Source organism: Nonomuraea sp. NPDC050786, from assembly GCF_040654115.1.
Lineage (GTDB): Bacteria > Actinomycetota > Actinomycetes > Streptosporangiales > Streptosporangiaceae > Nonomuraea.
Window position 1 is genome coordinate 40964 of sequence record NZ_JBFAHJ010000020.1, and the last position, 12500, is coordinate 53463.

Sequence of the window (12500 nt, forward strand, 5' to 3'; positions counted from 1 at the left end):
TGGGGGTGCGGGCTGTCCCGCACCCCGTGGAACGTCTGCGGGTGCGAGGGCCTGTCCGTTTGTGGCCACTCGGCCATTCCGGGGTGGACGGGAGGGGATGCAGCACTGATGCTGATGGACAGTAGCGTCGTGATCATCGGCCGAACTGGGAGAGCCGTATGAAGACCCGTACCTGGACGCGCCGTGCCGCCGCTTCGGCCGTCGGCATGGCCGCCGTGCTGGCGCTGGGCATCACTCCTGCGCATGCGGACACCGTGATCCGCAAGCCGCAGAACCCATCACCGCCGGCGACCATGGTGCTGGCCGACGGCGAGTCGGGTGCCAAGCGCCCGGTGTGAGGCGTGGCGGCCCACTGTCCCCCTGCGTTCCCCTGCCCGGCAGGACGGGGGGACGTTCCGTCCTTGAGTACGAGGTACTCAAGCCATGCCGCCCCCACGCGCGCACGCTGGGTCACATGAAGTCACACATCCTTCGCTCGGCAGCCGCCATCGCTGCCCTCCTCGCCCTCGGCGCGACCACCGCCACCCCGGCATCCGCCGCGCCCTCGTCCACGGCCGTCTGGGCCGCGTCGAACGTCCAGCTCGTGAACTGGCAGACCGGCAAATGCCTGACCATCGCCGGCGGCGTCAGCACCGAGAACAACGTCCACGCCGTCCAGTACACCTGCGACAGCCACCCCTCCCGCCGCTGGGACGTCTGGGGCTACTCCAGCACGTACCTGCAGGTCAAGAACCGCCAGACCGGCAAATGCCTCACCATCGCCGGTGGCGTCAGCACCGAGAACAACGTCGTCGCCCTCCAGTACACCTGCGACACCCACCCCTCGCGCTACTGGGCGCTGGGCAATCGGGTCGGCCAGTACATCGAATTCCGGAACGTCCAGACCGGCAAGTGCCTGACCATCGCCGGTGGAGTCAGCAGCGAGAACAACCTCGAGGCCGTCCAGTACACCTGCGACGGCCACCCCTCCCGCTTCTGGGAAATCCGCGACTACTACGGCTGAGCCCCCACTTCCGGACCTATGCCGCGGTGCGGCTACAGCGATGATCGCCGGTCACACTGACCGGTTCGGGGGGGCGTAGCGGCTGGTCGACGTCGGGTCAGCTCGTGGCGTGCACCCGCATGGCATCCCGGCCCTGGCCTCGCAGGTCAGGGCCGTCTCCCCCGCGGTGGGAGCCATCAGGCCGAGCGGCGCGCCGTAGCCGACGTTCGCGAACACTGTCGTGCGCGTGCGAACGCCGACGCGGCGACTCTTGTTCGGCGGACGCGCCACGGACACGACTCTCACGCCACCAACCGGACAACAGTGTCCAGAACCTCGACACCGAAATGTCCAGGATTCGACAATGATCAGAAAAGCTGGCTATATTGCTACCGGACAACGTTGTCCGGTTATGAGGCGCGTTCCAGACAGGAGAGGACGTTTGACCGCTTTCGACCGAGCCCCGCGAACGCTGCCCGCTCGCGCCGATCAGGCCGGCCAGCCGTGACGGAGCGCTGCCGCTGACCCGCTGACACGTCCGCGCACCGGTCCGACACCCTGATCAGCCCCCACCCACGTGATCTCCCAAAGCGGAAGGCCATCCATGCACCACTCTCCGACGCCGCCTGCCCACCTCACCGTCGCGGAACTGGGCTTCGACCCGGACGCGCTACGCGCCAAATATCGCCACGAACGCGACCGCCGCCTGCGGCCCGACGGCAACGCCCAGTACCAGGGTGCCCGCGGCGAGTTCGGCTACTACGCCGCCGACCCGTACACCGAACGCGCCGAGCGGGAACCGGTCCGCGACCGGGTCGAGGCGCTGGTGGTGGGCGGCGGCTTCGGCGGGCTGCTCACCGGCGCCAAGCTCCGCCAGGCCGGCGTGGACGACATCCGCATGCTCGACGAGGCCGGCGACTTCGGCGGCACCTGGTACTGGAACCGCTACCCGGGCATCCACTGCGACATCGAATCATCGGTCTACCTGCCGCTCCTCGAAGAGGTCGGCTACCTGCCCACCATGCGGTACGCGCCCGGCGAGGAGATCCGCCAGCACGCCGTCGCAATCGCCAAACTCTACGACCTGTACCGCGACACGCTCTTCCACACCCGCGTCACCGAGCTGCGCTGGGACGACGCCGCGGCCGAATGGCAGGTACGCACCGACCGCGGCGACGACTTCCGGGCCCGCTACGTCGTCATGTCCGCCGGCACCCTGACCCAGCCGAAGCTGCCCGGCATCCCGGGCATCGAGACGTTCCGCGGGCACACCTTCCACACCAGCCGCTGGGACTACGGCTACACCGGCGGCGACCAGAACGGTGGCCTGCACAAGCTCGCCGACAAGCGGGTCGCGGTCGTGGGCACCGGCGCCACCGGGATCCAGGTCATCCCGCACCTGGGACGCGACTCCCAGCACCTGTACGTCTTCCAGCGCACCCCCTCGTCGGTCGACGTGCGCGACAACCGCCCCACCGACCCGGCCTGGGCCGCCTCGCTCAAGCCCGGCTGGCAGCGCGAACGGATGGAGAACTTCCTCACCGTCGTTACCGGTGGAAGCGCCGAACAGGACCTGATCGACGACGGCTGGACCAGCACCGCACGGCTGCAACGCCACCTGCTGGCCGGCACCGTCGACACCGCCCTGTCGCCCGAGCAGCGCGAGTACCTCGACGAGATCGCCGACTTCCAGAAGATGAACCAGATCCGCGCCCGCGTCGACGAGATCGTCCACGACCCGGCCACCGCGGAACTCCTCAAGCCCTGGTACCGCTACATGTGCAAGCGGCCCACCTTCAGCGACCACTACCTGCAGACGTACAACCGGCCCAACGTCACTCTGGTCGACACCGCCGACCACGGCGGCATCACCGCGATGACCGAATCGGCGGTCGTGGTCGGCGAGCAGGAGTACGAGGTCGACTGCGTCATCTTCGCCACCGGCTTCGAGGTCGGCGTCTCCGGCATCGTCTCCGGCGCCCTGCCGGTGTACGGCCGGGACGGCGCGCCCCTGCTCGGCACCTGGCGGCAGGGCCCCCGCACGCTGCACGGCTTCTACAGCCACGGCTTCCCGAACCTGTTCCACCTGGGCCCGCTGCAGAACGCCTCCGCGGTCAACTTCGTGCACATCCTGCAGGAGCAGGCCACCCACATCGGCGCCGTGGTCGCCGAGGCCCGCCGGCGTGGCATCGCGTCGGTCGAGCCGACCGGAGCCGCCGAGGACGCGTGGGTCGCCACCATCCGGGAGCTGGCGCCGGACAACACCCGCTTCCAGGCCGAATGCACGCCCGGCTACTACAACAACGAGGGCAAGCCCCGCCCGGTCAGCATGACGTACGGACCCGGCCCGGTCGCCTTCCACGACCTGCTGCGCCGCTGGCGGGCTGAGGGCGGCATGGACGAGGTGCTGGCGGGCAACCGATGAACCGCCGGACAATCGAGCCGCTGATCCGGGCGCGTCCGCTGTGGGGATCGAACGGCATGGCCTTCGGACCCGACGGACGCCTGTACGTGGCCCAGTTCCTCGCCGGGCAGATCAGCGCCGTCGACCTGGCCACCGGCGACGTCGAGGTGATCGTGCCACCGGACGGTCCCCTGCAGGCCCCCGACGACCTCGCCTTCGACACCGGCGGCGCGATGTACGTGACCGACCTGGTCCCGGGCCGGGTGTGGCGACGCGACCCAGCCGGAACCTTCGCGCTCGTGACCGACCGGATCACCGCACCCAACGGCATCGCCTGCGTCGGCACCCGCGTGTTCGCCAACGAGATGATCCCGGGGGGACGCCTGCTGGAGCTCTCCCCGGCCGGCGACGAACCCACGGTGCTCACGGCGGGCCTCGCCATGGGCAACGCCATGCAACTCGGCCCTGACGGGCACCTCTACTACCCGCACATGCTCACCGGCGAGGTGTTCCGCATCCCGCTCGACGGCGGCGAGCCGGAACTGGTGGCCGCCGACGTCCCTGATCCGGTCGCCGTGCGCTTCGACCGCGCCGGCGCCCTGCTGGTCCTGTCCCGCGGCGAATCCGGGATCGTCACGCGCGTCGACCTGGCCGGCACCGGCAACCGGTCCGCCATCGTCAGCGAACTCAACGCCCTGGACAACGCCGCCTTCGACGCCGACAACCGGATGTACGTCTCCAGCTACGCACATGGCGGCGTCGCCGAGCTCGCGGCCGACGGACGTACCCGCCAGATCGTGCCCCGCGGCCTCGGCGGCCCCTTCGGAGTGACCATCGACCTCGGCGGCGGCATCCACGTGGCCGACCACTACCGCCTCACCCAGCCCGCCGACCAACCGGACGAAGACGTCACCACCACCCAGCTGCTGAACTTCGTGCACGGCGTCGCCGCCGACGGCGACCTGCTCCACGTCACCTCCCAGTACGGGCACGTACGCACCTACGACCGCCGCTCCGGCACGGTGCGTACCCGCGCCGACGGCCTGAAGCGTCCGCTGGGCATCGCCGTGCGCGCCGACGGCACCCTGGTGGTCGCCGAAGCCGGCGCCGGCCGCGTCGTCGCCATCGACCACGACGACCAGGTCAGCGTGCTGGCCGAGGGCCTCGGCCGCCCGGTCGGCGTAGCCGTCGACGCCGACCAGCGCTGCTACGTCAGCGACGAGCACCTGTCAGCGGTGTACCGCGTCGAGCACGGCGCACCCGCACTGCTCGCCGGCGGGCTCGGCACCCCGCAGGGCATCACCGTCCACGACGGCACCGCGTACGTCGTCGAGACCACCCACCGCCGGCTGCTCGCCATCGATCTCGCCACCGGCGACGTCGAGATCGAGGCCGACTCGCTTCCGGTCGCGTCCGCGCTCGACCCGGCCCGCCCGGAACCCGGCCTGTTCACCCTGCCCGGCCTGCCCGGACTACCGCGGCCGTTCGCCGGAATCGCGGCCACCGCCGACGGCTCCCTGATCATGGCCGCGAACGGCGACGGCAGCGTCCTGCTCCTGCGTCCCGAAGAACCCGCACCATGACCTCCACCCCCGGCAGAACCCACCGGCAGATCCTCGAAGCGCTCAGCGGACCACTCCTCCCCCTGCTCGTCTCGACACCGGCCGGCACCGTGGTCTCCCCGTCGTCGACACCTCGCGGCCGGGCCGGCGCTGGTGCTTCCTCGTCGGCATCCCCGCCACGATCGCCGCGCCGCTGCTCAAGCCGATCACTCTCCGCACCAACGTGGACGCGCATAAGCCACCGACTGAGGCCGCCCCCGCGACGGGCACAGGCCGGTTGATCCGTTGGGGCATAGGGTGGCCGGTATGGCGCTGCGACTTGTTCAGGTGAATGTCAAAGCTCGGGACGACTCGGCGCTCGGCCGGTTCTGGGCGGAAGCGCTCGGCTGGGGTGTTTCCAGCGAGGGACCTGGTGTGACCAACGTTGAACCCCTGGGCTTCGTCTGGCCGGACCCCGTCGCCGTCTGCGTCGATGTCGTCACCGTTCCGGACCCCGAAACGGTGAAGTACCGCGTGCACCTCGATCTCGCCACCACCTCTGCGGCTCGTCACGCAGAGCTGGTCGCGCGCCTGACAGAGCTCGGTGCCACACCCGCCGATGTGGGCCAGGGCGACGTCCCGTGGACGGTTCTGGCCGACCCCGAGGGCAATGTGTTCTGCGTGCTGGAGCCTCGGGAGATCTACCGCGATACCGGGCCGATCGCCGCCGTGGTGGTCGACTGCGCGGATCCGCGGGCCATGGCCCGGTTCTGGGGCGAGGCGACGGGCTGGACCGTGCACGAGGTGAGCGACGATCATGCGAGGCTCCGCTCCGCCCAGGGTGTCGGGCCGTATCTCGAGTTTCTCCGCACGACGCCCGGCCCGAAGACCGTATGGAACCGCGTCCACCTCGACCTGCTGCCGCACCGCGGTGACGTTCAAGCAACGGAGGTGGCCCGGCTGCAGGCCCTCGGCGCGACGCCCGCCGAGGCGGGCCAGGGCGACGTCCCGTGGATCGTCCTCGCCGACCCGGAGGGCAACGAGTTCTGCGTCCTCGCCGCCCCGCGCTGACGCGAAGCCTCCCCGCCTGCGGGCCGTACGACGTAACCCGCTTCTCGCGGACGACCTCGCCGATCATCGACGCTGTACTGTAACCGCAGGTACGGGCACAATGGCGCGATGACCACGCAGTACGACAACACCGGCACGTTCCGCGGAGCGAGCTTCACGAGCACCACCTTCGCGGCCGCGAAGTTCCGCGACTGCGACATGCGCCAGATCAAGATCGTCGACTCTTTTTGCTCGTGGACGTCAGCGTGTCCGGAGACGTACGCAACTTCCTCGTCAACGACGTGGACGTCACCCCCTTCGTCGAGGCCGAGCTCGACCGGCGCCATCCCGAGCGCGTACAGCTGCGAGCGATGCGGACAGCCGATGACTTCCGCGCGATGTGGGACACCATCGACCGGCTCTGGTCGCAGACGGTCACCCGCGCGGAGAGGCTGCCGGAATCGGCTCGCCAGGAACGGGTCGACGGCGAGTGGTCCTTCGCCGAGACGCTCCGCCACCTGATCTTCGCCACCGACGCCTGGGCGAGCCGGACCATCCTCGAGGAGCCGATGCCGTTCCACCGGCTCGGTCTCACACACACCGGCTATCCGCCCAAGGACGCGGCGGCTCTCGGCATCGACCTCGACGCGCGCCCGTCGTACGCAGCAGTGATGGAGGCGCGCGCCGGCCGGATGGCGCTGGTGCGCGGCATCGTCCACGGCCTCACCGACACCGAGCTCGCACGGATGTGCACGCGCGCACCGGCGCCCGGGTATCCCGAGGAACCGCGCTCGGTGGGCAGCTGCCTGCGCGTGGTGATGGAGGAGGAGTGCGAGCATCGCCGCTACATGGTGCGCGACCTCGCGGTCCTCGAAGCGCGCTGACGACAGCTGATGACGTCCGTTCACCTGCCGGGCGACCGGCACGGCTGAGCAGCGGCGGGTTCAGGCGATCAGCAGGCGAAGGCCAAGCTCCGCCGCGTCCAGATCGACGAGGTCGCGGTTGCGTTCGGCCCACCGGCCGGATGCGAGGTCATCACGGAGGCTGTGCACCGCGCGCCGCTCGGCGTCCGGCCCGACTCTCGCCCAGACCGACATACCGCGACGCACATTCTCGTCCAGGTACGCCTCGGGCCGGCGCCAGTAGGCCTCGAAGAAGCCGTCAGCGCAGTCCCACGGGATGAGCACCGGTTCGATCCGGGCACCTATCGCGCCGGCCGCCTCGGTCAGCGACGGCCGGCCGGCAAGGAAGCCGGCGACCTCAGGCAGGTAGTCGCGAGTAAGCCAGAACCGCTGATGCCATCCGATGTCACTGGTGTCATGGGTGAACACCACCACGCGGCGAGCAACGCGCCGCATCTCGCGCAGACCGGCGATCGGATCCTGCCAGTGATGAAGGGAGGCGACAGCCATCGCCGCGTCGAAGGACCGGTCATCGAACGGCAGGTTCTCGGCGGATCCCACCAGGCACGGCGCCGCGTCAGCACGGCGCTGCGAGCGCATGAGCGCCGACGGTTCCACCGCGAGCACGTAACGGTCGGGGGGCTCGTAGGACCCGGTGCCCGCCCCGACGTTCAGCACGGTCCGGGCGTCGCCGAGCGCAGCCCAGATCCGCGCGGCTATGCGCGGCTCGGTGCGCCGGGTCACGGTGTAGGTGGCTCCGATGGTGTCGTACAACGGCACGCTGGACATCGACACTGCCTTCCTGGCTGCCACCATCAAGCGCTATTTCACCATATTGAGGGGATCAGGTGTGCCGTCGCACCGACGTCGTGTCGCTCGTCAGCGGCGATCCGTCCGCCGCCACGGGCAGGAGGTCCGGTACGCGGGCACCATCGCCGTCGACCAGGACCGAATGCGTCTCCCCCGCCTCGAAGGCATGACGTTCGCCCCACTGCCGCAGCGTGACGATCACAGGGAAGAGGTCTTTGCCCGCCTCGGTGAGCGCGTACAGCCTGCGTCTGCCCGAAGGGGCGTCGACCTGGACGAGCAGGCCGTGGGCGGTGAGCTTGCGAAGCCGTTCGGTGAGGATGTTGCGGGCGATGCCGGTGCGCTGCTGGAAGTCGGTGAACGAGCGGGCGCCGTCCATCGCGTCGCGAATGATCAGCAGGCTCCACCGGTCGCCGACCAGATCGACCGTACGGGCGACCGGGCAACTCGGGTCCGTCCACGCGGGGCTCTGTCTGTCGGTGTCGTCGCGGGCCATCACCCCTCCAATGAGTTGCGTAATGAAACCATTCTCGCCTAATCTCCAAACAGTTGCAAATCAAAACCAAACGGAGGAGTGTCCGTGAACTGGAGGACGAGACTGCTGCTGGCGGCGGTATGCGGAGTCGCCGTGGCCGGCGTCTACGCCGGGCAGCCGGTGCTGGCCCCCATGGGGCACGACCTGGGCGTCCCGGACGACTCACTCGGCTGGTTCGTGGCCGCCGGCCAGCTCGGCTATCTGGCAGGACTGGTACTGCTGGTGCCGCTGGGCGACATGCTCGACCGCAGGCGCCTGATCGCCGCACACCTCGCCCTGGTCGCCACAGGCACGGCGATCACCGCGGCCGCCCCGGCCGCCTGGGCGGCATTCTCCGGACTGGCCACGGCGGGCGCGTTCGCGGTCGTCGTGCAGAGCACCGTCGCGTACACGGCATCGATCTCCCCCTCAGCCCAGCGCGGACGCAACCTCGGCATCGTGACCTCGGGCGTCGTGATCGGCATCCTCGGCGCCCGCGTCATCGCGGGAGCCCTCGCAGACCTGTGGGGATGGCGCAGCATCTACCTGACCCTGACCGTCCTCGCCGCCCTCCTCGCACTGTTCACCCTCACCCTGCTGCCCGCAGACGTCCGCCCCGGCACGGCACGGTACGGCCAAATCCTCCGGTCCTTCGCCGGCCTGTTCGCCCAGCCGGTCTTCCTCAGCCGCGGACTCCTCGCATTCTTCCTGTTCGCCTCGTTCGGCACCCTGTGGAGCGGCATGGCCCTGCCGCTGGCCGGCACACCCTGGCACCTCAGCGAAACACAGATCGGACTCTTCGGCATCGCCGGGCTCGCCGGAGCCCTCGGCGCCGCCCGATCCGGACGCTGGGGCGACAGCGGACACGCGCGCCGGGTCACCGGCATCGCACTCGCACTCTTGCTCGCCTCCTGGGCCGCGATCGGCCAGCTCCCGTGGTCGCTACCACTGCTGACCCTCGGCGTGATCCTGCTCGACTTCGCCGTCCAAGCCGTGCACGTGAGCAACCAGCACACTCTCACCACCGCCTACCCCGACCGCACCAGCACCACCATCGGCGCCTACATGGTCTTCTACTCCCTCGGCTCCGCCCTCGGAGCAGCCGCGACCACGGCCCTGTTCGACGCCACCGGCTGGATCGGCCCCACCACCCTCGGCGCCACGCTCACACTCTGCGCCCTCGCCACCTGGGCGTTCAGCGCCCGAACGGCGGAGCACACCGCCCGGCCGGCGCGGCCGGCGTCAGCCGGCCCGCAGGAGGACGCGCAACTCGCCGCTCTCAAGAATGTGAGCCCGTGAAGGAAGAACCCGATGCAGCACGACCTCATGCGCTTCACGGTCAGGATCGGCGACACCGTCGGCCAGAACGTAGAGCTGATAGTCCCGGTCGGCCGCGTCAAGGACAGTGGACAGGACGACACCACTCGTACTGATACCCGCAATGACCAAAGTGGTGATGCCGTGCTCGCGCAGCCGCCGATCCAGATCCGTGGTGGACAGGCCCCCGACACGGATCTTCCGCACCACGATGTCCCCGTCCCTGGGAGCAAGACGCTCATGAACAGCGGTGTCAAGGCCCGCGTGGTGCATCAGACGGTACTGAGCGATCGGCGCGAAAGACCTGTTGGTAGGCGGGATCGCAGCCCAATCGGCCTCAGTGAAGCCGACCCGGACATAGGCGACCGTGCCACCGCTGGCACGAACGTCGGCGATCACCCTTTCCATACGCCCCAGCAGGACTTCACTGTCACTTTCAGGAAGCAGCGCCAGCAGCGCAGGCTGAAAGTCCATGACGAGCAGGGCGGTGCATGCGGGGTCGAGCGCGGGAGCGGTGCTCATGCGAGTGATTGCCTTTCCGACGGCGCCTCATCGGCGTTCCTGAGCTGGGACGTACGGTCATGTCGAGGAAGAAGAAGCGAGGTCGCCACCAGGAGAAGACCCGCGATCGCGATCGCGGCGCGAGGACCGATGAGATCGGCCAGCAGACCCCACACCCCGGTCATGGCCGCGACGGTGGCCTTACTGCTGATCGACCAGGCAGACAACGTACGGGCCACCCGGTCCGACGGGAGCTGTTCCAGCCGGTACGTGGCGAACAGCGGGTTGAACACGCCCATACACGTGATCAGCCCGAGTTCCACGACGATGACCAGCAAGAGCCCGGCGAGGCCAGGACTGACAAAGGCCAATCCGAGAGACCAGCACGCCCGCAGCACCCCAGCGGTGAACATGACCCTGTGCCGTCCGAACCGCGCCATAAACGGACGAGCCAGCCGCGACCCGATGAGGCCCCCGACGCAGGGCACCCCGAAAGCGAGACCGTACTGCCAAGGCGCGAACCCGAGGTCCCCCAACATCAGCACGGCAAGCAACGGCGAGACCGCCATGATCAGACCACTGACCAGGACAGTGTTGAAGAACAACGGGCGCAGCACCGGACTGGCGAGAATGTACCGCCACCCCTCCAGCAGGTCACCGACCCCAGGCCGAGACGACGTGACGGTCCGCACCGGACGCAATTCCCGCCCGCCGATGGCCCCGATCCCCACAGCCGAAAGCAGAAAACTGACCGCATTGACCGCCACGCTCGCCACCGGACCCACCAACCCGATCGCGGCCGTACCGAGCGGCGGCCCGAGCGCGGTGGCAGTCCACGCCGTGGCCTCGAACCGCCCGTTCGCAACGAGCAGATCCTCCGACCGTACGAGCGCCTTCAGACACGCCCCGCTCGCAGCGGTGAAAGCGATGTCCGCCGCGCCGACAACCACCGCCACGACCAGCAGCTGCACGAAACTCAGCCAACCAAGCACATACGCCGCAGGAACGCTCATCAACGCCGCAAACCGGATCAGATCCATCGCGATCATCACCGGCCGTTTGCGACGAAACTCCACCCACGGCCCCAACGGCACCGCCACCACCGCCCCAACCGCAAGCCCCGCAGCAGCCAGCACCGACACCTCACCCGGCCCCGCATCCAGAGCCAGAATCGCGACCAGAGCGAACGCGTCGAACGCCAGCCACGTACCGAAAGCACTCACCGCGTACGCGGCCCAGAACCACCCGAACCGCCGCCCCAGCGACCTCCCCAACGCACACCCCACCATCTCCGAGAAACAACCATCCGTTGACCCGAGAGATCAAAACGCGCACCCGGCAGGCCGGTCAAACAACCACCCCACCAAAGCCACACAACTCCCCGTTGTGCACTAAGGTCAGCTGGCGTGGATCTCGATGCTGTACGCACCTTCGTCGCCGTCGTGGACACCGGCCAATTCCAGGACGCCGCCGCAGAACTGTCGATCACCCAACAAGCCGTCTCCAAGCGCATCGCCGGACTGGAGAAAGACCTCGCCGTACGACTGTTCACCCGCACCGCCCGCGGAGCCCGCCTCACCATCGACGGCCAAGCCTTCCTGCCCCACGCGCGCGAGCTCCTGCGCGTCGCCGAGCGCGCGATCGCGTCCGTCCTCCCCGGCAGCCGCCCCCTACGCGTCGACGTGATCGCCTCACGCAGCGCGACCTCAGGCCTCATGCGCGCCTTCCACCGCGCACACCCCGAGATCGAACTCGACGTGGTGATGCTGTTCGACGTCGAGACAGCCATCGCCGCCATCCGGTCCGGCGCGATCGACGTCTCCTTCCGCGCCGTCGCCGTGCCCGGCCGACCCCTTCCCGACGACATCGCATCCGTCCGGGTACTCGACGAAGCGCTCCAACTCCTCACCGGCCCCGCCCACGCGCTGGCCGGCGCCCGGTCGGTGACCATCGCCCAGCTCACCGGACACCGGATCTGGATGCCCGGCATCGTCCCCGGCACCGAGTGGGCCGCCTACTACGACGACCTCGTCGCCGAATTCGGCCTCACCATCGAGGCGACCGGCCCCAACTTCGGCTCCGACGCACTCCTCGACACCGTCGCCGACACCCCCGCCTTGGCCACCTTCATGGGCGAACAGACCCGCCTGGTCTGGCCCGCCGACCACGGTCTGCGCCGCATCCCGGTGACCGACCCGACGCCCGTCTACCCGCACTCGCTCCTATGGCACCGCGACAACCCCCACCCAGCGCTCGCCACCCTCCGCGCCCACCTCGCCGCCACAACGACCGGCCACGACGCCGCCGGCACCTGGACACCGAGCTGGGTGCTTCCGCACTGAACACCGCCGCGTCCGCGACCATCGCGGCAACATCGACGCACGGCGGCTACAGGCAGGAATGGCGCGCTCTTTGTCGGAGTGGACGGGCGAAGCCCGTTCCGTTGTGTGTGAAGTTTTGTAACCTTCCAGCCAGGCGCCTT

12 protein-coding genes are annotated in these 12500 nt (G+C 69.3%); 8 read left to right on the plus strand and 4 right to left on the minus strand.

Annotation, left to right across the window (positions count from 1 at the left end):
* The first annotated feature begins 158 nt into the window (after positions 1–158).
* From AB0H84_RS31165 to AB0H84_RS31190, 6 genes are all read left to right on the plus strand, one after another.
* Complete coding sequence (locus AB0H84_RS31165) at positions 159–338, plus strand: hypothetical protein (protein ID WP_357611901.1); 180 nt, start codon at positions 159–161, stop codon at positions 336–338.
* 116 nt (positions 339–454) lie between these two features.
* The gene (locus AB0H84_RS31170) at positions 455–1003 is read left to right on the plus strand and encodes an RICIN domain-containing protein (RefSeq protein ID WP_357611904.1); all 549 of its coding nucleotides are present in this window, start codon (positions 455–457) and stop codon (positions 1001–1003) included.
* A gap of 583 nt (positions 1004–1586) precedes the next feature.
* The gene (locus AB0H84_RS31175; protein WP_357611907.1) at positions 1587–3407 is read left to right on the plus strand and encodes an NAD(P)/FAD-dependent oxidoreductase; all 1821 of its coding nucleotides are present in this window, start codon (positions 1587–1589) and stop codon (positions 3405–3407) included.
* On the plus strand, positions 3404–4969 hold the full coding sequence (locus AB0H84_RS31180) for a hypothetical protein (protein ID WP_357611910.1): 1566 nt from the start codon (positions 3404–3406) through the stop codon (positions 4967–4969). The genes AB0H84_RS31175 and AB0H84_RS31180 overlap by 4 nt, the downstream gene beginning before the upstream one ends.
* Positions 4970–5254: 285 nt before the next feature.
* Positions 5255–5998, plus strand: coding sequence for a VOC family protein (locus tag AB0H84_RS31185; RefSeq protein WP_357612392.1), 744 nt, complete (start codon positions 5255–5257; stop codon positions 5996–5998).
* 233 nt (positions 5999–6231) lie between these two features.
* Positions 6232–6861, plus strand: coding sequence for a DinB family protein (locus tag AB0H84_RS31190; protein WP_357611913.1), 630 nt, complete (start codon positions 6232–6234; stop codon positions 6859–6861).
* A 60-nt stretch (positions 6862–6921) separates the two neighbouring features.
* Here AB0H84_RS31190 and AB0H84_RS31195 read toward each other — a convergent pair whose 3' ends face one another.
* Together AB0H84_RS31195 and AB0H84_RS31200 are read right to left on the minus strand one after the other, a co-directional pair.
* Complete coding sequence (locus AB0H84_RS31195; protein ID WP_357611915.1) at positions 6922–7668, minus strand: class I SAM-dependent methyltransferase; 747 nt, start codon at positions 7666–7668, stop codon at positions 6922–6924.
* 55 nt (positions 7669–7723) lie between these two features.
* Entirely contained in the window at positions 7724–8182 is a 459-nt protein-coding gene (locus AB0H84_RS31200; RefSeq protein ID WP_357611918.1) for a helix-turn-helix domain-containing protein, read from the minus strand.
* A gap of 84 nt (positions 8183–8266) precedes the next feature.
* Between AB0H84_RS31200 and AB0H84_RS31205 the strand changes: the two genes are divergently transcribed.
* Positions 8267–9499, plus strand: coding sequence for an MFS transporter (locus tag AB0H84_RS31205; RefSeq protein WP_357611921.1), 1233 nt, complete (start codon positions 8267–8269; stop codon positions 9497–9499).
* On the opposite strand, the gene AB0H84_RS31210 is transcribed toward AB0H84_RS31205, so the two are convergent.
* Both AB0H84_RS31210 and AB0H84_RS31215 read right to left on the minus strand, forming a co-directional pair.
* Positions 9443–10039, minus strand: coding sequence for a cysteine hydrolase (locus AB0H84_RS31210; RefSeq protein WP_357611924.1), 597 nt, complete (start codon positions 10037–10039; stop codon positions 9443–9445). The genes AB0H84_RS31205 and AB0H84_RS31210 overlap by 57 nt on opposite strands.
* Positions 10036–11292 carry an MFS transporter gene (locus AB0H84_RS31215; protein ID WP_357611927.1) on the minus strand — a complete coding sequence of 419 codons (1257 nt, stop codon included), beginning with the start codon at positions 11290–11292 and terminating at the stop codon, positions 10036–10038. Before AB0H84_RS31215 ends, AB0H84_RS31210 begins: the two co-directional genes overlap by 4 nt.
* A gap of 132 nt (positions 11293–11424) precedes the next feature.
* On the opposite strand from AB0H84_RS31215, the gene AB0H84_RS31220 reads away from it, so the two are divergent.
* Entirely contained in the window at positions 11425–12360 is a 936-nt protein-coding gene (locus AB0H84_RS31220; RefSeq protein WP_357611930.1) for a LysR family transcriptional regulator, read from the plus strand.
* The last annotated feature ends 140 nt before the right edge of the window (positions 12361–12500 follow it).